Origin of the sequence: Pararhodobacter aggregans, assembly GCF_003075525.1 — a bacterium.
In the GTDB taxonomy this organism is placed as follows: Bacteria; Pseudomonadota; Alphaproteobacteria; order Rhodobacterales; family Rhodobacteraceae; genus Pararhodobacter; species Pararhodobacter aggregans.
The window spans coordinates 462,249-483,679 of the sequence record NZ_QDDR01000001.1; the positions used below are offsets into that span (position 1 = coordinate 462,249).

General features: G+C 69.3%; 26 protein-coding genes. 16 read left to right on the plus strand and 10 right to left on the minus strand.

Annotated elements, in window-relative coordinates; all coding sequences use genetic code 11:
* Nucleotides 1-51: 51 nt before the first annotated feature.
* Genes DDE23_RS02360 through DDE23_RS02370 form a run of 3 tightly spaced genes read right to left on the minus strand, consistent with a single transcriptional unit; the run spans nucleotide 52 to nucleotide 1,743 of the window.
* Entirely contained in the window at nucleotides 52-714 is a 663-nt protein-coding gene (locus DDE23_RS02360) for a MotE family protein (protein ID WP_107749773.1), read from the minus strand.
* Nucleotides 714-1,181 carry a hypothetical protein gene (locus DDE23_RS02365; protein ID WP_107749774.1) on the minus strand — a complete coding sequence of 156 codons (468 nt, stop codon included), beginning with the start codon at nucleotides 1,179-1,181 and terminating at the stop codon, nucleotides 714-716. The genes DDE23_RS02360 and DDE23_RS02365 overlap by 1 nt, the downstream gene beginning before the upstream one ends.
* Before the next feature lie 10 nt (nucleotides 1,182-1,191).
* Nucleotides 1,192-1,743: a flagellar basal body-associated FliL family protein gene (locus tag DDE23_RS02370; RefSeq protein WP_107749775.1), complete on the minus strand. Its 552-nt coding sequence runs from the start codon at nucleotides 1,741-1,743 to the stop codon at nucleotides 1,192-1,194.
* Between the two features lie 143 nt (nucleotides 1,744-1,886).
* Between DDE23_RS02370 and fliF the strand changes: the two genes are divergently transcribed.
* Genes fliF through fliP form a run of 4 tightly spaced genes read left to right on the plus strand, consistent with a single transcriptional unit; the run spans nucleotide 1,887 to nucleotide 5,109 of the window.
* Entirely contained in the window at nucleotides 1,887-3,461 is a 1,575-nt protein-coding gene (gene fliF, locus DDE23_RS02375; RefSeq protein ID WP_107749776.1) for a flagellar basal-body MS-ring/collar protein FliF, read from the plus strand.
* The gene (locus DDE23_RS02380; protein ID WP_107749777.1) at nucleotides 3,461-4,057 is read left to right on the plus strand and encodes a FliH/SctL family protein; all 597 of its coding nucleotides are present in this window, start codon (nucleotides 3,461-3,463) and stop codon (nucleotides 4,055-4,057) included. The genes fliF and DDE23_RS02380 overlap by 1 nt, the downstream gene beginning before the upstream one ends.
* Nucleotides 4,050-4,343 (plus strand): FliM/FliN family flagellar motor switch protein, encoded by a 294-nt coding sequence (locus tag DDE23_RS02385; protein ID WP_238149874.1) that lies wholly within the window; start codon nucleotides 4,050-4,052, stop codon nucleotides 4,341-4,343. Before DDE23_RS02380 ends, DDE23_RS02385 begins: the two co-directional genes overlap by 8 nt.
* 1 nt (nucleotide 4,344) lies before the next feature.
* On the plus strand, nucleotides 4,345-5,109 hold the full coding sequence (gene fliP, locus DDE23_RS02390; RefSeq protein ID WP_107749779.1) for a flagellar type III secretion system pore protein FliP: 765 nt from the start codon (nucleotides 4,345-4,347) through the stop codon (nucleotides 5,107-5,109).
* Nucleotides 5,110-5,321: 212 nt separating this feature from the next.
* Here the strand turns inward: fliP and DDE23_RS02395 are convergent, their stop codons facing one another.
* Nucleotides 5,322-5,930 (minus strand): flavin reductase family protein, encoded by a 609-nt coding sequence (locus DDE23_RS02395; protein WP_107749780.1) that lies wholly within the window; start codon nucleotides 5,928-5,930, stop codon nucleotides 5,322-5,324.
* A 135-nt stretch (nucleotides 5,931-6,065) separates the two neighbouring features.
* Here DDE23_RS02395 and DDE23_RS02400 point away from each other — a divergent pair, with 135 nt between their 5' ends.
* The 6 genes from DDE23_RS02400 (at nucleotide 6,066) to DDE23_RS02425 (ending at nucleotide 12,701) form a co-directional block, all read left to right on the plus strand.
* Entirely contained in the window at nucleotides 6,066-6,557 is a 492-nt protein-coding gene (locus DDE23_RS02400) for a GNAT family N-acetyltransferase (protein WP_107749781.1), read from the plus strand.
* Between the two features lie 70 nt (nucleotides 6,558-6,627).
* Entirely contained in the window at nucleotides 6,628-7,377 is a 750-nt protein-coding gene (locus tag DDE23_RS02405) for a dienelactone hydrolase family protein (protein ID WP_107749782.1), read from the plus strand.
* A 190-nt stretch (nucleotides 7,378-7,567) separates the two neighbouring features.
* Nucleotides 7,568-9,769: an NADP-dependent isocitrate dehydrogenase gene (locus tag DDE23_RS02410; protein ID WP_107749783.1), complete on the plus strand. Its 2,202-nt coding sequence runs from the start codon at nucleotides 7,568-7,570 to the stop codon at nucleotides 9,767-9,769.
* Between the two features lie 213 nt (nucleotides 9,770-9,982).
* Nucleotides 9,983-10,666: an aspartyl/asparaginyl beta-hydroxylase domain-containing protein gene (locus DDE23_RS02415; protein ID WP_107749784.1), complete on the plus strand. Its 684-nt coding sequence runs from the start codon at nucleotides 9,983-9,985 to the stop codon at nucleotides 10,664-10,666.
* 88 nt (nucleotides 10,667-10,754) lie between these two features.
* Nucleotides 10,755-11,627 (plus strand): VOC family protein, encoded by an 873-nt coding sequence (locus DDE23_RS02420; RefSeq protein WP_238149875.1) that lies wholly within the window; start codon nucleotides 10,755-10,757, stop codon nucleotides 11,625-11,627.
* 45 nt (nucleotides 11,628-11,672) lie between these two features.
* On the plus strand, nucleotides 11,673-12,701 hold the full coding sequence (locus DDE23_RS02425; protein WP_133239513.1) for an alpha/beta hydrolase: 1,029 nt from the start codon (nucleotides 11,673-11,675) through the stop codon (nucleotides 12,699-12,701).
* Nucleotides 12,702-12,809: 108 nt separating this feature from the next.
* Here DDE23_RS02425 and DDE23_RS02430 read toward each other — a convergent pair whose 3' ends face one another.
* Nucleotides 12,810-13,340, minus strand: a complete 531-nt coding sequence (locus DDE23_RS02430) for a dihydrofolate reductase family protein (RefSeq protein ID WP_107749786.1) — start codon at nucleotides 13,338-13,340, stop codon at nucleotides 12,810-12,812.
* Nucleotides 13,341-13,433: 93 nt separating this feature from the next.
* Here DDE23_RS02430 and DDE23_RS02435 point away from each other — a divergent pair, with 93 nt between their 5' ends.
* Together DDE23_RS02435 and DDE23_RS02440 are read left to right on the plus strand one after the other, a co-directional pair.
* Entirely contained in the window at nucleotides 13,434-13,772 is a 339-nt protein-coding gene (locus tag DDE23_RS02435; protein WP_107750217.1) for a zinc ribbon domain-containing protein YjdM, read from the plus strand.
* Nucleotides 13,773-13,830: 58 nt separating this feature from the next.
* The gene (locus tag DDE23_RS02440; RefSeq protein ID WP_107749787.1) at nucleotides 13,831-15,237 is read left to right on the plus strand and encodes an amidohydrolase; all 1,407 of its coding nucleotides are present in this window, start codon (nucleotides 13,831-13,833) and stop codon (nucleotides 15,235-15,237) included.
* Between the two features lie 3 nt (nucleotides 15,238-15,240).
* On the opposite strand, the gene DDE23_RS02445 is transcribed toward DDE23_RS02440, so the two are convergent.
* On the minus strand, nucleotides 15,241-16,512 hold the full coding sequence (locus DDE23_RS02445) for an Nramp family divalent metal transporter (RefSeq protein ID WP_107749788.1): 1,272 nt from the start codon (nucleotides 16,510-16,512) through the stop codon (nucleotides 15,241-15,243).
* Between the two features lie 155 nt (nucleotides 16,513-16,667).
* On the opposite strand from DDE23_RS02445, the gene mntR reads away from it, so the two are divergent.
* Nucleotides 16,668-17,129: a manganese-binding transcriptional regulator MntR gene (gene mntR / locus DDE23_RS02450; protein ID WP_107749789.1), complete on the plus strand. Its 462-nt coding sequence runs from the start codon at nucleotides 16,668-16,670 to the stop codon at nucleotides 17,127-17,129.
* A gap of 95 nt (nucleotides 17,130-17,224) precedes the next feature.
* A complete protein-coding gene (gene guaB / locus DDE23_RS02455; RefSeq protein ID WP_107749790.1) occupies nucleotides 17,225-18,676 on the plus strand; it encodes an IMP dehydrogenase in 1,452 nt (483 codons plus the stop codon).
* A 4-nt stretch (nucleotides 18,677-18,680) separates the two neighbouring features.
* Here guaB and DDE23_RS02460 read toward each other — a convergent pair whose 3' ends face one another.
* Complete coding sequence (locus DDE23_RS02460) at nucleotides 18,681-18,872, minus strand: hypothetical protein (protein ID WP_107749791.1); 192 nt, start codon at nucleotides 18,870-18,872, stop codon at nucleotides 18,681-18,683.
* Nucleotides 18,873-18,987: 115 nt separating this feature from the next.
* On the opposite strand from DDE23_RS02460, the gene DDE23_RS02465 reads away from it, so the two are divergent.
* Nucleotides 18,988-19,302 carry a DUF4389 domain-containing protein gene (locus DDE23_RS02465; protein ID WP_107749792.1) on the plus strand — a complete coding sequence of 105 codons (315 nt, stop codon included), beginning with the start codon at nucleotides 18,988-18,990 and terminating at the stop codon, nucleotides 19,300-19,302.
* 4 nt (nucleotides 19,303-19,306) lie between these two features.
* Here the strand turns inward: DDE23_RS02465 and DDE23_RS02470 are convergent, their stop codons facing one another.
* From DDE23_RS02470 to purC, 3 genes are all read right to left on the minus strand, one after another.
* The gene (locus DDE23_RS02470) at nucleotides 19,307-19,798 is read right to left on the minus strand and encodes a DUF3237 domain-containing protein (protein WP_157957956.1); all 492 of its coding nucleotides are present in this window, start codon (nucleotides 19,796-19,798) and stop codon (nucleotides 19,307-19,309) included.
* Nucleotides 19,799-19,862: 64 nt separating this feature from the next.
* On the minus strand, nucleotides 19,863-20,102 hold the full coding sequence (gene purS / locus DDE23_RS02475; RefSeq protein WP_107749794.1) for a phosphoribosylformylglycinamidine synthase subunit PurS: 240 nt from the start codon (nucleotides 20,100-20,102) through the stop codon (nucleotides 19,863-19,865).
* A gap of 11 nt (nucleotides 20,103-20,113) precedes the next feature.
* A complete protein-coding gene (gene purC / locus DDE23_RS02480) occupies nucleotides 20,114-20,875 on the minus strand; it encodes a phosphoribosylaminoimidazolesuccinocarboxamide synthase (protein ID WP_107749795.1) in 762 nt (253 codons plus the stop codon).
* Between the two features lie 220 nt (nucleotides 20,876-21,095).
* Here purC and DDE23_RS02485 point away from each other — a divergent pair, with 220 nt between their 5' ends.
* Nucleotides 21,096-21,410 carry a DUF1476 domain-containing protein gene (locus tag DDE23_RS02485; RefSeq protein WP_107749796.1) on the plus strand — a complete coding sequence of 105 codons (315 nt, stop codon included), beginning with the start codon at nucleotides 21,096-21,098 and terminating at the stop codon, nucleotides 21,408-21,410.
* Nucleotides 21,411-21,431: the final 21 nt, after the last annotated feature.

Below are 21,431 nucleotides of genomic sequence, written 5' to 3' on the forward strand. Positions count from 1 at the left end.
CTGTTGGTTCGACGCTGGCAGGAGGAGCTTAAGAAAGCCTCACCACGCCCCTCATTCGCGCGGCACCAGCGCGTTGCGACCGGCGACGATGGCGCTGAGCGCATAGGCCTGGCGGGGCTCGATCCGGGCCAGGATCGCCCCGGCGACCTGCGGCTCCAGCCGGGCCAGGAAGCCCGCGGCGAAGTCGGGGTCCATCTCGGTGAAGACATTCGCCGCGTCCTCGGGGCGCATGGTCTGGAAGACGTTGACGAGACGCGAGATATCGGTTTCGGCCGCCTGGTCGGCCCGGGCCATGGTCGCGGCGAGGTCGGCCTCGGCCGCCTGCAGTGCCTCGATCTGGGCCTGCACGCGCTCCTGCGCGGCGGCAAGGAGGGCGGCGCGTTCGTCGAGCTGCGCCTCGCGCTCGGCCAGAGCGGTTTCGCGCTCGCGCAGTTCCAGCGACAGGCGGGCGTCGCTGACCGGGCTCGTGCGCAGGGGCAGGATGTCCTCAGCCCGGGTCGGGCTGCTGGCGGGCGGGTCCTGGGCCAGGGCGCTGCCGACGCCGGACACGAGGCGCAGGCCGCCGCCGATCAGGAACAGCACCGCCAGCACCGGCAGCACCCGGGTCCGGCGACGAGGGGCGGCCCGGACCTTGGCGGCCGGTTTGGCAGAGGGGGCCGGTCTGGCGGCGGGGGCCGGTTTCGGCGCCGCAGGCGCGCGGGGCAGCCGCAGCATCAGAGCGCTCCGCTGGTCTGGCGGCGGCGCAGGACGCGGGCGCGCTGCGGGGGCTCGGCCGGGTCATCGGCGGGCTCCTCGGCCAGCGCCTCGACCGGGCGTATGCTGCGCCGCAGCGTCTCGCCCGGCCAGGGGGTCGGCGGGCGCGGGCCGGGGGCGCGCGGGGCGGCGGCCCGCGCCTCCTCGGGCAGGTCGTGCATCGAGGCGACCAGCAGCTCCAGCTTGCGGGCCACGGCTTCGGCGCGGGCGGTCTGGCCGTCCAGACGCCCGCCGGCCCGGCCGGTCGCCTCCTGCGCGGAGCGCAACGAGCGGGCGAGGTCGTCGACCTGCGCCGAAAGGACGGCGATGGCGCTGCCCATCCCGCCCTCAAGCGAGCCCAGCGCCTTCAGGCGCCGCGACAGGATCACGCAATAGGTGGCCGCGCCCATCGAGGCGGCGGTAAGAAGAAGGTCGGACAGATACTCCATGACAAGCCCCTCAGTTGAAGACGAATTCGATGATGAGAAGGTCGTTGACCAGGCCGGGCCCGGTGACGATCTGGACCCGGCGCAGCATCTGCGCGCGAAGCCGCAGCAGCGCCGCGGGTTCCTCGAGTTCCGGCGGGTCGAGCGCCCGCAGATAGATGTTCAGCACATCCATGATCCGCGGCATCAGCGCCTGCACCGCCCCCGCGGCGCCCGGCGCCACCTCAAGCTGGGCGCCGAACCGCAGATGGCGGGTGTCGGCGCCGCGGCCGAGGTTGACGGTGATCGGCTCAAGCGGCACGAAACCGGTGCTGCCCCCGGCCTCGCCATGGCCCCCGGCAGGGGCCGCGGCGGGCGCGCCATGCGCCGGGGCGGCGCCGTGCCCGCCCTCCGCCGCGGCCGATTCGCTTGCCGGCGCGCCGCCGCCCAGAAGGGAATCGAGCATCCCGGAATAGGTGGCGTAAAAGCCCCCGCCCGCCCCCGCGAGCGCCAGCACGAGGCCAATCAGAAGCGGAAGTTTCGATTTCTTTTCAGGCGCTTGGTCGGGTGGGGCAGCGGTGGCCATGGCGCGGGGGTCCCTTCTGGATCGGAATCGCGTTCCTGCGATGTTCCCGAGACCGTTTTCGCATGATGTGGCTAACTCATTGTTAATCGAGTCGGGTCAAGGATCGCCTCATCGGGACAGAACGTCCGCGAGGGGGACCGACTTTGGAACAGCTCCTGTCAACCTGGAACGCGCTGGAGCCGCGCCGCCGACTGATCGCCGTGGTGGCGGCGGTGGGCGTCTTCGCGGGTATCCTGATGCTGGCCCGGATCGCCACCACGCCGGGCATGGCGCTGCTCTATGCCGGGCTCGAAGGGTCCCAGGCCGGTGAGGTGATCCAGGCGCTTGACCAGCGCGGGCTGCGCTACGAGGTGCGGGGCGACGCGATCTATGTCGATGCCACGCAGCGGGACGAGACGCGGATGGCGCTGGCCGCGCAGGGGCTGCCGGCCAATTCCTCGACCGGCTACGAGATCCTCGACGGGCTCACGGGCTTCGGCACCACGGCGCAGATGTTCGACGCCGCCTATTGGCGCGCCAAGGAAGGGGAGCTGGCCCGCACGATCATGGCGAGCCCCTATATCCGCTTCGCCCGGGTGCATATCTCGCAAGGCGCGACCCAGCCCTTCCGGCGCGACCAGAACGCCTCGGCCTCGGTCACGGTGACGACGACCGGCGGCGCGATGACGCCGCAGCAGGGCCAGGCGCTGCGCTATCTCGTCGCCTCGGCGGTGGCCGGGCTCGCGCCCGAGCATGTGGCGGTGATCGATTCGAACGGTGGCATGGTGCTGGGCGAGGACGACAGCCCCACTGCCCGCACCAACGACCGGGCCGAACAGATGCGCCACAATGTGGAGCGCATGCTGGAGGCCCGGGTCGGCAGCGGCCGCGCCGTGGTCGAGGTGAACATCGAGACGGTGACCGACCGCGAGACGATCACCGAGCGGCTGGTCGATCCGACGACCCGGGCCGCGGTCAGCCAGGAGAGCGAGCAGCGCAACGCCACCTCGACCGAGACCCCGGGCGCCGGGGTCACCGTTGCCTCCAACCTGCCGGACGGCAATGCCGCGGCGGGCGACGGGCGCAGCGAGTCGCGCGACCAGACGACCCGCGAGCGCACCGACTGGGAAGTCAGCCAGACCAGCCGCCAGGTCGAGCGCGGGCCGGGGGCGATCCGGCGGCTGACGGTCGCGGTGCTGGTCGACGGGGTGCGCAGCACCGATGCCAATGGCGTCGTGCAATGGACCCCGCGCCCCGAGGAGGAACTGGTGGCGCTGCGCGAACTGGTTGCCTCGGCCGTGGGGTTCGACGAGCAGCGCGGCGATGTCATCACGCTGCGCTCGCTGCAATTCGAGCCGGTGGCCGAGACGCTGGGCACGCCCGGGGTCACCAGCTGGCTGGCCGGGCTCGACATCATGAGTCTGATCCGGCTGGCGGCGCTGGCGCTGGTGGTGCTGTTCGTCGCGCTCTTCGTGCTGCGGCCGATCCTGAAGGGCGGCGGCGGCGGCGGGGCGGCGGCCGCACCGGCCGAGGATGACGACCTGATGGCCGGTTTCGCACCGATGATCGCCATGGCGCCGGGGCTCAGCGGCGAGATCGACGGCGATTTCAGCGCCGGCGACGAGACGGGCGAGGGTGCCGATCCGGTCGAGCGGATGCGCGCCCTGATCGCCGAGCGCCAGGACGAGACGCTGGAGATCCTGCGCAACTGGATGGAAGAACCCGAGGAGAACCGCTGATGCCCCAGCCCCTGCGCCTGGAGGTTTTCGAGACCCCCGATACGCTCGACGGTCCGGCGCTGCTCATGCCCGAGGAGCTCGAGGATCTGCGCCTCAACGCCTATGAACGCGGCTATGTCGCAGGCTGGGAAGACGGCAGCCAGCAGGTGACCGGCGAAAGCGACCAGCGCCGCGCGGCGGTGGAACGGACCGCCGAGCAGCTGGCCTTCACCTATCACGAGGCGCGGGGCCATGTGCTCAGGGCGCTGGAACCGCTTTTTGCGGCGATGGTCGAGACGGTGCTGCCGCGGGCCGCCCGGGCTGCGGTCGTGCCGCTGGCGCTGGAACAGCTGATGCCGCTTGCCCATGCCACGGCCGAGGCGCCGCTGGTGCTGCGCGTGCCGCCCGGGCGGCGCGACGCGTTCCGCGCGGCGCTGTCGGGGGTGGTGCTGCCGCCCCTCGACATCGTCGAGACCGAGGATCTGGCCGAGGGGCAGGCGGCCTTTGCCTTCGGCCCCGCCGAGACCTGCATCGACCTGACCCATGCCTCCCTGGCCATCGGTCAGGCCATCGACGCCTTCTACAGCATCCAGCACGAGGAGAGCCGCCTTGCCTGAATCCGCATCGCCCGAGAGCCCCGCCACCCTGGGCCGCGGCGCCTTCACCCAGGTGCCGATCGAGATCACCGTCGCCGTCGGTCGCGCCCGCCCGCTGGTCCGCGACCTGTTGCGGCTGCAGCGCGACTCGGTCCTGTCGCTGGACCGCCGGGTCGAGGATCCGGTCGAGCTGTTCGTCGGGGACCGGCTGATCGCGCGCGGCGTGCTGGAGGAACTGGACGGCGATCAGGCCGGGCAGATGGCGGTGCGGCTGACCGAGGTCGCCGATCTGTCGAACGGTCTCTGAGATGGGGCGGGGCGCGCCGGGATGGAAGACCGGGGGCGCCCGCCGCTGTGCCCTGCTGGCGCTGGGCGCGGCGCTGATCGTGGTGCTGCCCCAGGCGGCCCTGGCGCAGGAGATCACGCTCGACATGGGCGAAGGCGGCAGCCTCGCCCTGCGCTCGGTCCAGCTGCTGGTGCTGCTCACGCTGCTGAGCCTGGTGCCGGGGCTGATGATCATGGTGACCTGCTTTCCCTTCATCGTCACCGTGCTGGCGATCCTGCGGCAGGCCATCGGGCTGCAGCAATCGCCGCCCGGGATGCTGTTGACGACCTTGGCGCTGTTTCTGACCTATTTCGTCATGGAGCCGACCTTCACCGCCGCCTGGGAGGCCGGGGTGCTGCCCCTGCAGGCCGGGCAGATCGGGGTCGAGGCGGCGATGACCGAGGCCATCGCGCCCTTCCGCGGCTTCATGGCCGCGCGCATCGACCCCCAGACCTGGGCCGGACTGGCAGAGTTGCGCCCCGACCCGCCCGCCTTCTCGGCCGAGGGGCCGCTCTCGGTGCTCATCCCCTCGTTCCTGCTGTCCGAACTGAGCCATGCCTTCGAAGTGGGCTTCGTGATCTTCCTGCCCTTCCTGATCATCGACCTAGTGGTGGCCGCGGTCCTGATGTCGATGGGCATGATGATGGTGCCGCCGGCCGTGGTCTCGCTACCCTTCAAGCTGGCGTTCTTCGTGGTGGCCGATGGCTGGACGCTGGTCTCGGCCTCGCTGGTGCGGGGGTATTTCTGACCGGCGAGGGGTTTCGCCCTGGGCCTTCGGCCTGCGGGCGGCCAAGGCGGGGGGCCAAGGTCCGGCCGCGCCACGGGCGCGGCGTTTGCGTCTGAAACGCGCCACCGGCGCGTTTCCGAGACGCCGCTCACCCCCGCGCCCCGCTCAAGGGGGTTTTCCACCCCCTTGAGAAACCCCCGAGGATATTTCTGGAACAAAGATGAAGGGGGGCGTCAGTCCTCGCCCGGCCGCGCCAGTTCGAACGGGTCGTCGACATAGGCGTAATCGCGGTAACCGAGGCGGCCGACCGGCGTGAAGCGTTCATAGGCGAAGCGGCCCTCAACGAGGCAATCGTCGCGCAGATGGATGCCCGTCACCTCGCCGATCACCATCGTGTTGTCGCGCCCGGCCAGCGGCACGATCTGCGTGACCCGGCATTCGAGGCCTGCCGGGGCCTCGAGCACGCGCGAGCAGGCGATGGTCTCGCAGTCAATGCGCTCAAGACCGGCGAGGCGGAATTCGTCCACCTCTTTCGGCCAGGGGCCGGAGCTGGTGTTCATCGCCAGGAACAGCGCTTTCGAGACGACATTGACGCAGAAAACCCCGGTCTCGCGGATATTGGCCAGCGAATCCTTGCCGCCCTCGCGGTCGGGCTTGCTGCCCGTGGTGGCAAACATCACCTGCGGCGGCACATAGGCCACGGCGTTGAAGAAGCTGTAGGGCGCGAGGTTTTCCGACCCGTCGGCGCCCCGGGTCGAGATCCAGCCGATCGGCCGGGGCGAGACCAGCGCGTTGAAGGGATTATGCGGCAGGCCATGGCCATCGGCGGGACGGTAGAACATCGGCATCCTTCGGGCGTAGGGCGGATTTGATCTTGGATTTAACGCGTGTTAGGGGCGAGTCCAGCGTTTCCCTGCCGCACCGGTGCCCCGGCGGCCCGGAGGCGGTGTCAGAAGGCGCAACCGTCGGAGGGGCCGGTGGATCTGGAACGGGAAGAACCCGCCGATTGGTGGGAGGTCGAGGCGCTTTATGACCTGTGCTTCGCACCGGGCCGGACGGCGTTGAGCTCGTACCGGCTGCGCGACGACGTGCCGCCGGTGCCGGAGTTGTGCCTGTGCCTGTGGGACGAGACCGAGGCGCTGGCGGGCGTGATCCGCTATTGGCCGGTGCGGGTGGGCGGCACGCCCGCCCTGCTGCTGGGGCCGGTGGCCGTGCACCCGACCCGGCAGGGCGAGGGGCTGGCGGGCCTGTTGATCCGGGAAAGCCTCAGGCGGGCGGCGAAGCTCGGCTGGTCGCGGGTCATGCTGGTCGGCGACTATCCCTATTATCGCCGCTTCGGCTTCGAGAAGCTGACCGGCGTCACCATGCCGCCGCCGACCAACCCCGAACGGGTGCTGGGCATCGCCCTGGCGCCGGGGGCCTGGGACGGGGTGGCGGGCAATGTCACCTCCTGGAACGCGCCGGGCTGAGGCGGAAAGCGCGCTCTGGCCGCGGCAGCAATGCGCGCTAGACTCCCGGTCAGGTCATCGGGAGGACATCATGCGCAGCGCGGCATTCGTCACGGCATTCATTCCTTTTCTGGCGGGTGCGGCAGGGGCCGAGATCACCGGCACGCCCTTGCCCTATCGCAGCGGGGATCTGGCATTCGAGGGCTATGTGGCGCGCAACGAGGCCGTGCCCTCGCGCGGGATCGTGCTGATTGCCCATGATTGGGACGGGCTGACCGCCTATGAACGGACCCGGGCGCAGATGCTGGCGGCGCAGGGTTACACGGCCGTGGCGCTCGACCTTTACGGCACGGCCGAGGATCCGCAGGGGGTGGAGGATTACCGCCGCCTCTCGGGCGCACTGTTGGGCGACCGGCCGGAACTGCGCGCCCGGCTGCAGGCGGCGATGGCCGCGGCCGAGGGTCTGCCGGGGGCCGAGGCGGGACGGGTGTTGATCGGCTATTGCTTCGGCGGATCGGCGGCGCTGGAAGCCGCGCGGGCAGGGGCCGAGACGCAGGGCTTCGTCATCTTCCACGGCGGGCTCGCCACCCCCGAGGGTCAGGATTACGCCGCCGTGACCGCCCCGGTGCAGCTGTTCCACGGCTCGGCCGATCCGGCCTCGGGGCCCGAGACGCTGGCCGCGGCGCTGACCGGGCTCAGCGCCGCCGGGGTGGCGCATGGGGCGGAAGTCTACGGCAATGTCCGACATGCCTTCACCGTCTGGGGCGGGCGCGATTATGATGCCGGGGCAGATGCGCAAAGCTGGCAGGGAATGCTCGATTTCCTGAGCGAGGCCCTGTAAAATCGGCACCATTGCGGCCAGCGCGGGCGCGCGGTGAATTGATTGTATACCATTGCACACAACGCTTGACGCGGACGCGGTTTTCGGTCAGGAAGCGCTCAGCGAACGGCGGCACCCGCCGCTGTCCGAATCCCCCGCGCCAGGGTCCGCCTGCCGAGGCCGCCCCGGGGCTTTGACCGACAGAGGATGCATGGCCATGAGCGATACCCCCGACATCATCTACACCAAGGTGGACGAGGCCCCCGAACTGGCGCGCGCTTCGCTGGAGCCGATCATCCGCGCTTTCGCCGGCGCTGCGGGCGTCAGCGTCGAGACGCGCGATATCTCGGTCGCGGGCCGCATCCTGGCGGTGTTCCCCGATTTCCTGACCGAGGCGCAGAAGGTCTCGGACGATCTGGCCTGGCTGGGCGAGCTGGTGAAGACCCCCGCCGCCAATGTCATCAAGCTGCCCAACATTTCGGCCTCGCAGCCGCAGCTGAACGCCGCGATCAAGGAATTGCAGGCCAAGGGCTATGCCGTGCCGGATTATCCGGCCGAACCCGCGACGGAGGCGGAAAAGGACATCAAGGCCCGTTATGACGCGGTCAAGGGCTCGGCCGTGAACCCGGTCCTGCGCGAGGGCAACTCGGACCGCCGCTCGGCCAAGGCGGTCAAGGCCTATGCCAAGGCCAACCCGCACCGGATGGGCAACTGGTCGAAGGACTCGAAGACCCGCGTCGCCTCGATGCCGGGCAACGACTTCTTCGCCAACGAGAAGTCGGCGACCCTCACCGCGGCGCAGGCGGGTGGCGCCTCGATCGTCTTCACCGGCAAGGACGGCGCGGAAACCGTGCTGAAGAAGGGCCTGAAATACACCGAAGGAGAGGTCGTCGACGCGACCTTCCTGTCGGCCAAGGCGCTGACCGCCTATATCGAGCAGGCGCTCGCCTCGGTCGAGCCGGGCGTGCTGTTCTCGGCCCACCTGAAAGCCACGATGATGAAGGTCTCGGACCCGATCATCTTCGGCCATTTCGTCAAGGTCTACCTCAAGGACTTCATCGCCAGGCACGGCGCGGAACTGGACGCGCTGGGCTGGAACCCGAACTCGGGCCTCGGCGATCTGGAGAAGAAGATCGCCGGCAACGCGACGCTCGAGGCCGATTACAAGGCCGTCATGGCGTCGCAGCCGCCGATGTACATGGTGAACTCGGACAAGGGGATCACCAACCTGCACGTCTCGTCCGACGTCATCATCGACGCCTCGATGCCCGCCGTGATCCGCGCGGGCGGCAAGGGCTGGGGTCCGGACGGCAAGGAAGCGGATGTGCTGTGCTGCATCCCCGACAATTCCTATGCCTGCGTCTATGACGAGACGGTCGAGTATTTCAAGGAAACCGGCAAGCTGGACGTGACCACCTGCGGCGCGGTGTCGAACGTCGGCCTGATGGCGCAGAAGGCCGAGGAATACGGCTCGCACCCGACGACCTTCGAAGCCCCCGCCGATGGCACGATCAGGATCGTGCTGGCCTCGGGCGAGGTGCTCCACCAGCACGCGGTCGAAAAGGGCGATATCTGGCGCTCGGCCACTGCCAAGAAGGCGCCGATCCTCGACTGGATCCAGCTGGGCATCGCCCGCACCAAGGCGACCGGCGCCGCGGCCTTCTGGCTGGACAAGAACCGCGCCCATGACGCCGAACTCATCAAGTATGTCGAGCCCGCGCTGAAGGAAGCCGGGATCGAGATCCTGATCCTCGATCCGCGCGCGGCGACCCGCTACACGCTGGAAACCATGCGCGCCGGCAAGGATTGCGTGACCATCACCGGCAACGTGCTGCGCGATTATCTGACCGACCTGTTCCCGATCCTGGAGCTGGGCACCTCGGCCAAGATGCTGTCGATCGTCAAGCTGATGCAGGGCGGCGGCATGTTCGAGACGGGCGCCGGCGGCACCGCGCCGAAGCACGTGCAGCAGGTTCAGGAAGAGAACCACCTGCGCTGGGACAGCCTGGGCGAGTTTTGCGCGCTGGGGGAATCGTTCAACTTCCTCGCGGACGCCAAGAACAACCCGGCGGCGGCGGTTCTGGGCGCGGCGGTCGACGCGGCGACGCAGAAGGTTCTGGACAACAACGACAGCCCCGAGGGCAAGGTCGGCCAGAACGACAACCGCACCTCGCATTACTTCTTCGCCCGCTACTGGGCCGAGGCGCTGGCCGCGCAGACGGACAATGCCGCGCTGGCCGCGCATTTCGCGCCGATCGCCAAGGCGCTGGCCGAGAACGAGGCGAAGATCGTCGCCGAACTGCACGCGGTCGAGGGCGTGCCGGCCGATCTGGGCGGGTATTACCTGCTGGACGATGCCAAGGTCGCCAAGGTGATGCGCCCCTCGGCCACGTTGAACGCGATCATCGGCTGAGGCAGGTGACGGAACGGGGAAGGGGCGGCCTGCGGGTCGCCCTTTTTCGTTGCGGCAAGATGGGGGCAGGACGGCGGGCCGCAGCCTCCCGCCCGCCCACCCCGGCCGCGGCCCGCCGTCCTGCCCCGCAGACCTCCCCCGTCAAACTGTCACCCGGCCGTCGCCAAAGGGTCGTAAAACCGCTATCGTCGGGCCGAAGCGGGAGTGTCGCGCATGCTGGAACAGATCGTCATGGGCCGCCTGCGCAAGCGGATGCGGCAGCTCTATGCCGGAATCGACACGCCGCCGATCCTGGACTTGGAGGCCTATTTCCCGCAGGCCGAAGCGCTGCAGATGCTCTATCCGATGCTCAGGGACGAGGCGCTGGCGCTTTATGCGGGCGCCGCGGGCATCCCGCGGTTTCACGAGATTTCCACCACCCAGACGCGCATTTCGGCTTCGGACGGCAAGGATTGGCGCATGGTCATGGTCAAGTCCTATGGCCATCTGATCCGGGCCAATGCCGCGCGGACCCCGGCGCTGGCCGGGTTTCTGGCCGCCAATCCGCAGGTTTCGACCGCGGCCTATTCCTTCCTCGACCCCGGCAAGCATATCCCGCCGCATCGCGGTCCGTTCCGGGGCATCCTGCGCTATCACCTGTGCCTTTACGCACCCGAGCCGGGGCCCTGGCTGAAGGTGGACGGGGTGACCGTGCCCTATGAGGAGGGCGGCGCGCTTCTGTGGGACGACACCTTCACCCATGAGGTGCTGAACCCCGGCAGCCACCCGCGCATCGCGCTGTTGCTCGACGTGCAGCGGCCGGTCACCCGGCTGGCGCAGAAACTGGCCTATCGGGGGATGATCCGTGGCGGCGGCCTCTATTCCCGGCTGACCGAGAAGCGGATGCGGGTGGCGTGATCACGGCGCCGTGAGGCGCCCTGTCCCCGGCCCGGCGGTAGGGGTATTTTACCGGCAGATCACCGCTGCCAGCACGCCGGAGTCCCCCATGATGCGCCGCCAGTTCCTCGCCACGGCCAGTGCGGCCACGGCTGCCGCCACCGCGCTTTCCGCCGGGGCCACCGGGCGCAACACGCTGCCCCTGGATGCGCCGCTGTCCGTCGCCCGCGTCGGGCTGCGCAGCCCGGATGCCGAGGCGCTGGCGGGCTGGTATCAGGAGGTGCTGGGGCTGGAGCGGCTGGGCAGCGACGGCCCGGTGATCCGGCTGGGCGCGGGCGGACAGGTGCTGCTGGAGATCACCGGCGATTCCGCGCTGCGCCGTCCGTTCCCCAGCTGGGCCGGGCTCTATCACACCGCTTTCCTGTTGCCCGAGCGGCCGTTCCTCGGCCAATGGCTGCGGCAGGCGATGGAGCGGCAGGTGCCGATGCAGGGCGCCGCGGACCACCGGGTGAGCGAGGCGCTTTACCTCGCCGATCCCGAGGGCAACGGGGTAGAGATCTACGCCGACCGCCCGCAGGACGGCTGGACCTGGACCCGGGGGCAGGTGAGCATGGGCAGCGACAGGCTCGACCTGCGCGGGCTGATGGCCGAGGCCCCGGCCCTGCCCGCGGGCGGGTTCCGCGCCCCCGCGGGCACGATGGTGGGCCATGTCCATCTGCAGGTGGGCGACGCGCTGGCCGCGGCCGCCTGGTGGCATGACGAACTGGGTTTCGACCTGGTGCGCGGCTCGCGCGAGGCGAATTTCCTGTCGACCGGCGGCTATCACCACCATATCGCCGTCAACCAGTGGAACAGCCGGGGGGCGGCGCCGATGCAGGAAGGCTATGCCGGGCTCCATCACGTCACGCTGCGGGCGCGCGACGGGGCCACGCGACGGGTGACGCAGGATCCCTGGGGCATCGAGGTGCGGATCGAGGCTTGATCCCGCCCGCCCGACGTGCCCATCTGGGGCAAAAGCGAGAGGATCATGGGCAAGCTGAAACTTCTGACGCTGGTCGCGGTGGCCCGCGCCCCCGAGCCGCTGGCGGCCCTGTTCTTTGCCGGGCGGCGCAAGGTGGTCGACGGGCGGCGCATCGACGCCAAGGCCCAGGCGCTGGGCGAACTCTTCAACTCGGTCCGCGTGCCGGGCGTCACGCCGACCCTGGCCGACAGCCGCCGCTCGCTGCAGATCCTGGCCGACAAGTTCGACCTGCCCAGCCCGGCCCCGGTGCAAAAGCGCGACGTGATGCTGCCGGGCGGCGCGGGCGAACGGCCGGCGCGGATCTATGACACGGACCTCTCGGCGATGGACCGGCCGACGCTGCTGTACATCCATGGCGGCGGCTGGGTGCAGGGCGGCATCGACACGCATGACGGGCTTTGCGGGCAAGTGGCGCTGGAGGCGGGGATCCGGGTCATCTCGCTCGACTACCGGCTGGCGCCCGAGCACAAGTTTCCGGCCGGGCCCGATGATGTGCTGGCGGCGTACCGCGCGCTCCGGGCCTCGCCCCGGGTCTGGGGCGTCGACCCGGCGCGGCTGGCGGTGGGCGGCGACAGCGCGGGCGGCAACCTGACGGCGGTGCTGATGCACGACCTGTCGGCGGCGGGCGAGGCGCTGCCCCGGGCGCAGGTGCTGATCTATCCGGCGGTTGACGCTCGGATGCAGAGCCGCTCGATGGAAGCGTTGAAGGACGCCTATGTCCTGCCGCGCGACCGGATCCAATGGTATCTGGAGCAATACCTCCCCGAGGGGCAGGACTGGCTGGACCCGCGCGTCTCGCCCCTGACCTCGCCGCATCTGGCGGGCCAGCCCCCGGCGCTGATCCTCAACGCGGGCCATGATCCGCTCTACGATGACGGCAGCATCTATCACGAGGCGCTCACGGCGGCGGGGGGCGAGGCGGTGCTGCATCCTTTCCCCGGGCAGGTGCATGCCTTCGTCTCGGCCCGCCGGGCGATCCCGCAAGCGGTGGACGCGGTGAGCCTCGTGTCGCGCTGGCTGGCCGGGCGGCTTTGAGGCGGCGTCGCGCGGGGGGAGAGGCCGGGGGGCCAGCCCCCCGGACCCCCCGGGATATTTGAAGCGCAAAGAAGGGGGCGGGGTTTCCGCGGGTCTTTTCGGCGCGCTTCAGGCCGGGGCGTAGCTGAGGCGGATGACATCGCCCGGCATCGGGTCCTGGGCGACAAGCCGCAGGCGGGGCAGGGCGGTGCGGAAATAGCGGTTTCCGCCGCCCAACACCACCGGATGCACATAGAGGCGGTAGAGGTCGATCAGGCCAAGGGGCGCGAGGCTGGCGGCGAGGTCGGGGCCGCCCAGTTCGATCTCGCCCGCGACCGAGGCTTTCAGCGCCCGGACCTCGGCCGCGAGGTCGGGCCCCAGCAGGGTGGCGTTCGGCCCCAGCGCGGGCGTCCCGCGCGAGGCGACCCATTTCGGCATGCGGCGCCAGGCCCTGGCGAAGGCGCGGTCGGGGGCGCCCCATTCCGGGCGGTCCTGATCCCAATAGGCCATGATCTCGTAGAGTTTGCGGCCGTAGAGGCTGCCGGCCTGCTCCTGCGCCTGGTCGATGAAATGCCGGAACAGCGCAGGCACCGGGGCGAAGCGGCCATGGTCGACATAGCCGTCGAGCGAGACATTCATGCCGAAGACGAGGGTTGCCATGGGGACCTCCGGGATCTGCGGCAAGCCTAGCACGGAACGGCGCCCGGGCAATCCGGGCTGGTGGCAGGGCCGGGGCGGGTGTATGGCCGGGTCATGACCGAGACCCTGCCGCCGTGCCCCGAGTGCAATTCCGCCTTCGTCTACGAGGCGGATTCCCTGTTGATCTGCCCCGAATGCGGGCATGAATTCGCGCCCGGCGCGGCAGCGGAGGGGGATGTCGTGCGCGATGCGGTCGGCAATCTGCTGGCCGATGGCGACACGGTGACGCTGATCAAGGACCTGAAGCTCAAGGGCTCGTCCACCACGATCAAGGTCGGCACCAAGGTGCGCGGCATCCGGCTGGTCGCGGGCGATCACGACATCGACTGCAAGCTGCCGGGCGTCGGCGCCATCGGGCTGAAATCGCAGTTCGTGAAGAAGGTGACCGACTGAGGGGGGCTTGCACCCATTCGCCAAGCGTCGCAAGCTGACCTCAGCTGGAGAGGTTAACATGCGCAATACCCACCCGATCGACATCGCCATCGACACCCACCGCGACGACCTGACTTCCATGGCCGACCGGGTCTGGGGCACGCCGGAGCTGCTGTACCAGGAGGTCGCCTCCTGCGCCGAGCATACGGCGATGCTGAAGGCCAAGGGATTCCGGGTGACCGAGAATGTCGCCGGCATCCCCACCGCGGTGATGGGCGAGGCGGGCGCGGGCGGGCCGATCATCGCCATCCTCGGCGAGTATGACGCGCTGCCGGGGCTGAGCCAGGTGGCGGGGATCGACGCGCCGCAGGAACTGGTCAAGGACGGCAACGGCCATGGCTGCGGGCACAACCTGTTGGGCGCGGCCGCGCTGCTGGCGGCCTGCGCGGTGAAGGACTGGCTGGAGGAAACCGGCACCCCCGGCCGCGTGCGCTATTACGGCTGCCCGGCGGAAGAGGGGGGCGCGGCCAAGACCTTCATGGTCAGGGACGGCGCCTTTGACGGGGTGGATGCGGCGATCACCTGGCACCCGGACAGCATGACCCGGGTCTCGGACCCGATCTTCCTGGCCAATACGCGGGTCGATTTCACCTTCACCGGTCGGGCGTCCCATGCCGCGATGTCGCCGCATCTGGGGCGCTCGGCGCTTGACGCGGTGGAGCTGATGTCAGTGGGCGTCAACTACCTGCGCGAGCATATGGTGCAGGATGCGCGGATCCATTACGCCTATCTCGACGCGGGCGGCAAGGCGCCGAACGTGGTGCAGGCCCGCGCCAAGGTGCGCTATTCGATCCGGGCGCTGAAATCCGCGGACATGCTGGCGCTGGTGGAGCGGGTCAAGGACGTGGCCCGGGGTGCGGCGCTGATGACCGGCACGCAGGTCGAAGCGAAGATCTTCTCGGCGGTGTCCTCCATGCAGGAGAACCTGACCATGGACCGCACCATGCAGCGGGTCCTGGACGAGATCGGTGGCGTGCCCTTCGACGATGCCGACCGCGAATACGCCGCCCGCATCCAGGCGACGCTGACCGAGACGGATATCTCGCTGCCCTACCGCATCGCCAGGATGAAGCCGCGGTTCGATGTTTCGCTGGCCGATTGGGTGGTGCCGCTGCGCCCGGGTGGCGAGGTGCTGACCGGCTCGACCGATGTCTGCGACGTGAGCCAGGTCGTGCCGCTGACCCAGCTGCAATGCGCGACCATGGCCATCGGCACGCCCCTTCATTCCTGGCAGGCCACGGCGCAGGGCAAGTCGGGGCAGGCGCACAAGGGGATGACCCATGCGGGCCTCGCCATGGCGCGTTGCGCGCAATTGCTCATCACCGAGCCCGAGACGATTGCCGCGGCCAAGGCCGAACAGGCCGAACGGCTGGCCGAAGAGCCCTATGTCTGCCCGATGCCGCCCGAGGTCCTGCCGCCGGTCTGAGCCTCAGCCCGCGAAGAAGCCGTAGAGCAGCACCGCGTTCAGCGACAGCACGACGCCCGCGCCGAGGATGGCCAGCCCCCGCACCAGCGGGCCGGTGACGTGCTCACCCATCAGCTCGGGCCGGGCGGTGAAGATCACCAGCGCCACCATCGGCACCGGCAGGGCGATCGACAGCACCACCTGGCTGAGGACCAGCGCCTCGGTCGGGTTCACGCCCATGGCGACGACCACGAAGGCCGGGGCCATGGTGACAAGCCGCCTGAGCCAGACCGGGATCCGGCGGCGCAGGAAGCCCTGCATGATCATCTGCCCGGCCATGGTGCCGACCACCGACGAGGAAATCCCCGAGGCGATCAGCGACACGAGGAACGCCCCGGCCGCGGCGGCGCCCAAGAGCGGGGTCAGCATGTGATAGGCGGTCTCGATCTCGGCCACCTCGGGATTGCCCTGGTGAAAGGCGGTGGCGGCCATGATGACCATTGCCATGTTTATCATCCCCGCCACGGCCAGCGCGATCACCACCTCGCGGTTGGAATAGCGCAGGAGGCGGCGTTTGGCGACCGGATCGGGCGAGCCCGCGCGGTCCTGCGTCAGACCCGAATGCAGGTAGATGGCATGCGGCATGACCGTGGCGCCGATGATGCCGACAGCGATGGTCAGCGCCGCCGCATCGGGCAGGGCGGGCGAGACCAGCCCCATCCCCGCCGCGCCCCAATCGACCGGGGCGATCAGCATCTCGGCCAGATAGCTCAGGCCGATGATGCCGACGAAGGTGGCGATGACCAGTTCCATCGGCCGGAAGCCGCGCCCGCCCAGCAGCAGGATGGCATAGGTGATGACCGCGGTCGCGATCATCCCCTGCATCAGCGGCAGGCCGAAGAGCAGCGCAAGGCCGATGGCGCCGCCCAGGAATTCGGCAAGGTCGGTGGCCATGGCCGCGACCTCGCTCACCGCCCACATCACGCCGACCAGCGGCCGGGGGAAATGGTCGCGGCAGAGTTCGGCCAGGTTCTTGCCGGTGACGATGCCCAGCCGCGCCGACAGCGCCTGGAACAGCATGGCGATCCCGTTGGCCATCAGCACGACCCACAGCAGCGCATAGCCATAGCCCGCGCCCGCCTGAATGTTGGTCGCGTAATTGCCGGGGTCCATATAGGCGACCGAGGCGATGACGGCGGGGCCGAAAAAGGCCAGCGCCGGGCGCAGGCCCCGGCGGTTGCCGGCCAGGGTCTCGGCCATGGAGAGGCGGGTGCGGTCGCTGAGGCTGGTCTGCATCGGGGAACTCCGGCGGATGCGGCGAATGTAGCCATGGCTACATCTTTTGCAAGAGGCAAAGGGTTGCTCCTGCCCTTTGCAATCCCGGGACCAGCCGTTAGAAGGGGGGAAGGGCGCCGACGGGGCGCCAGAGCGGCGGAAAGGGAGGCGCGCGCATGACCGGATTGCCGCCAGAGCCTGCCTCCAGCCCCGGCCCCGAGCCGACGCCCGAGGCCGAATCCCCCGACCGTTTCGCCCAGGCCCGCAGCGCCCAATCCGTGGCGCTGATCGAGGATTACGTCGAGCTGATCGGCGATTTGATCGCCGAGCAGGGCGAGGCGCGCATCACCGACATCGCGCAGCGTCTGGGCGTCGCGCATCCGACCGTGACCAAGGCCGTGGCACGGCTGAAGCGCGAGGGGCTGGCCAATTCGCGCCCCTATCGCGGGGTGTTCCTGACCGAAGCGGGCGCCGCGCTGGCCGAGAAGGTGCGCACGCGCCACCGGACGCTGGTCTCGCTGCTGGTGGCGCTGGGCGTACCGTCCGACACCGCGGAACTGGACGCCGAGGGCATGGAACACCACGTCTCGGACGTGACGCTGGCCGCCTTCGAGGCCTATCTCGCCGCGCGGGACTAAGCCGCCACAATCCCTTGTCTCGACCCCTTTCCTTTCCCGGCGGACCATGCGATAGGGCCGTGCCAAGCGCTGCCATCCTGCAACAGGAGATTCCCATGCAGATTCGCGAGGCTCTCACCTTTGATGACGTCCTCCTGGTCCCTGCGGCCTCGACCGTTCTGCCCTCCACGGCGGATGTGTCCACCCATGTGACCAAGTCGATCCGCATGAACATTCCGCTGTTGTCCTCGGCCATGGACACGGTGACCGAGGCGCGGATGGCCATCGCCATGGCGCAGGCCGGCGGCATCGGCGTGATCCACCGCAACCTCGACCCCGAGGCGCAGGCCGAGCAGGTCCGCCGCGTCAAGCGCTTCGAATCGGGCATGGTCTACAACCCGATCACCCTGACGCCCGACGCCACGCTGGCCGATGCCCGCGCCCTGGCCGAGCGCTACAACATCACGGGTTTCCCGGTCGTGGATGCTTCGGGCCGGGTGGTCGGCATCATCACCAACCGTGACATGCGCTTTGCCACCGATCCCAAGACCCCGGTGCATGCGATGATGACCGCCGACAATCTGGTCATCCTGCGCGAGCCCGCCGACCGCGAGGAAGCGCGCAGCCTGATGCACGCCCGCCGGATCGAGAAGCTGCTGGTCGTCGATGACAAGGGCCGCCTGACCGGCCTTCTGACGCTGAAGGACACCGAACAGGCGGTCCTGCACCCGATGGCCTGCAAGGACGAGCTGGGCCGCCTCAGGGTCGCCGCGGCTTCGACCGTGGGGGATGCGGGCTATGAACGCTCGGCCATGCTGATCGACGCGGGCGTCGATCTGGTGGTCATCGACACGGCGCATGGCCATTCGGCCTCGGTCGCCGAGGCGGTCGAGCGGGTGAAGGCGCTGTCCAACGCGGTGCAGGTCGTGGCGGGGAACGTGGCGACCGGCGAGGCGACCAGGGCGCTGATCGGCGCGGGCGCCGATGCGGTGAAGGTCGGCATCGGCCCGGGCTCCATCTGCACGACGCGGATCGTGGCGGGCGTGGGCGTGCCGCAGCTGACGGCGATCATGGATGCCGCCGCCGCCGCGGGCGACGTGCCGGTGATCGCCGATGGCGGGATCAAGTTCTCGGGCGATTTCGCCAAGGCCATCGCGGCCGGGGCCTCCTGCGCCATGGTCGGTTCGGCCATCGCCGGCACCGATGAGGCGCCGGGCGAGGTGATCCTCTATCAGGGCCGCAGCTACAAATCCTATCGCGGCATGGGCAGCCTCGGCGCCATGGCCCGCGGTTCGGCCGACCGCTATTTCCAGAAGGACGCGGCCTCGGACAAGCTGGTCCCCGAGGGGATCGAGGGGCAGGTGCCCTACAAGGGTCCGGCCGGCGCGGTCATTCACCAGCTGGTGGGCGGCCTGCGCGCCGCCATGGGCTATACCGGCAACGGCACGGTCGAAGAGATGCGCAAGGGCTGCCAGTTCGTGAAGATCACCGGCGCGGGCCTGAGCGAAAGCCATGTCCACGACGTGCAGATCACGCGGGAAAGCCCGAATTACCGGCTGGGTTCCTGACCCCTCACAGGATCCCCAGCCAGATCCCGCCGCCGAAAGCCGCGACGAGGATCACGAAGGCCAGCACCAGCACCAAGCCCTCGCGCCGTTTTCCGCCCGGCGCGACATAGGGCGGCGGGACGTAATTCGGATTGCGCCGCCACTGGCGTTCCTGAAAGCTCAGGTGGGTGTCGCGGTCGAGAGGGGGTTTGCTCATCAGAAGCCTCCGGTCGCCGCAGGGTAGGCGAACCCCGCCCGGCAATGCAAGCGCCGGGCTTGCCGGTGGCGCCGCATTGCGCCACTCTGGCGGCATTCCACAGAAGGGCCCCGACATGGCAGAGCGCGCGCGCCAGCATCCGCATCTTGACGACGACAAGGCCGAGCCGCCGGTCGAGGAAAGCTATCGTCAGCTGATCCCGCGGATTCTGTGGATCGTGGTCATCACCATGCTGATCAGCGTCGCGCAATCGCTGCTCTTTGCCGTGGCAGTGCTGCAGGTGGTAATCATGATCGCCAACAAGGGCCGCCCGAACGAGGAACTGGGCGATTTCGGCGCCATGGTCGGCGCCTGGGTGGCCAAGGCCGCGCGCTATCAATCGGCGGCGAGCGAGCAGAAGCCCTGGCCATGGACGCCGATGGGGTCCTGAGGGCTCACGCCCCGGAAGACGCGACCGGGTGCTCCTCGACCAGCCAGACACGGATCACCACCGCCGCGCGCTCGGGCCGCGCGCTGGCCATGGTGCCGACGAAGACCCGCCGGTTCAGCCAGCCCCAGCGGCCTTCGGGCGCAATGACCTGCACCCTGCCGATGGCATAGCGCGGCCCGGCAACGCTTTCGTCGATGATTACCCGGTTGCGGATCGTCAGGATCGCGCCGTCCGCCACCTGCATCTCATAGAGCGCATCGAGTTCGCGCGCGCCGTCCGGCCGCACCTGCTGGCGGTCGGCGCCGCCGGGCAGGACCGTGCCGGAGAGCGCCTCGAAGCCCGGAGCGCCGCGGAACCGGCCGCCGGTGATCGGGATGATGCCGCGCGGGCCCAGCGGGCCGATGCCCAGATCGGTCCGGTCCTGCAGATCGACCAGCGCCTCCCACAGCAGGCGGGTTTGCGGCACGGGGGCGGGCAGGCGGTCGAGGATATCCATGGGCATTTCCGGGTATGAAAAGGGGGGCGCTGGGCCCCCCGGTTCCGGTCCTTGCGGCGGCTGGTCAGACCAGCTCGACCTCGTAGCGTTCGATCACCGTGTTGGCGAGCAGCTTCTCGCACATCGCCTTGACCGCGGTCTCGGCCTTGGCGCGGTCGGTCTCGGCCAGATCCAGCTCGATGACCTTGCCCTGCCGCACCGCTTCGACCCCGTCGAAGCCGAGCGCGCCCAGAGCGTGGCGCACGGCCTCGCCTTGCGGGTCCAGCACCCCGGTTTTCAGCATCACATGCACGCGCGCTTTCATCGGCAGGTCCTTCAGTTCATCAGCTTCGGCTTGGTGATGGGCGCCACGTTGGTCGGCATGACCCCCAGACGGCGCGCCACCTCGGTATAGGCTTCGCTCAGATCGCCCAGATCGCGGCGGAAGACGTCCTTGTCCAGCTTCTGGCCGGTCTTGGCGTCCCACAGGCGGCAGCTGTCGGGGCTGATCTCGTCGGCGACGACGAGGCGCATGAAATCGCCATCATAGATGCGGCCGATCTCGATCTTGAAATCCACCAGCTTGATGCTGACGCCCATCATCACGCCCGACAGGAAGTCGTTGACCCTGAGCGCCAGCGCCACGATGTCGTCCAGATCCTGATGCGTGGCCCAGCCGAAGGCGAGGATGTGTTCCTCGCTGACCATCGGGTCGTGCAGCGCGTCGTTCTTGTAGTAGAATTCGACGATCGGGCGGGGCAGGGGCGTGCCCTCCTCGATGCCCAGCCGCTTGGAAATCGAGCCGGCGGCGATGTTGCGCACCACGACTTCCAGCGGGATGATCTCGACCGCGCGGATCAGCTGCTCGCGCATGTTGATGCGGCGGATGAAATGGGTCGGCACGCCGATGTCGTTGAGGCCGGTCATGAAATATTCAGACAGGCGGTTGTTCAGGACGCCCTTGCCCTCGATCTGCGCCTTCTTGGCGCCGTCCCCGGCCGAGGTGTCGTCCTTGAAGTACTGAACAAAGGTTCCGGGCTCGGGGCCTTCGTAGAGGATCTTGGCCTTGCCCTCGTAAACCTTGGTGCGTCTTGCCATGTCAGATGATTCCCCGGGAGGCCCGCGGCAGGGGCGCAGGCGGCTGAAGTCAGGGTGCCTATACGCCATGCAGACCCGCCCCGCAAGCGCAGCGCCCGGCGACGGCGCGCCGCAGGCGGCAGGGGCGTTCCCGGTGCAAACAAGGCTTGCAGGCTGGGCCGTCTCCCCCCATATCTGAGGCGGAAACGACCCCGCGTCCGGTTTAAAGAGAGGCCCGCCCATGACCACCTTCGATGATCGCGAAAACGCCTTCGAATCCAAATATGCCCATGACGCCGAGATGGCCTTCAAGGCCGCGGCGCGGCGCAACAAGGCGCTGGGCGCCTGGGCGGCGGGTCTTCTGGGCCTGACGGGTGATGCGGTCGGCGCCTATCAGATGGAAGTCATCACCGCCGATTTCGAGGAAGAAGGCGACGAGGACGTGCTGCGCAAGCTGGTCAAGGATCTGCAGGGCAAGGCGACCGAGGCCGAGATCCGCGCGCAGATGCTCGCCATCATGCGCGACGTGAAAGCCAAGATGGTGTCCGAGGGCTGAACCGGCCTCATGATCGTCATG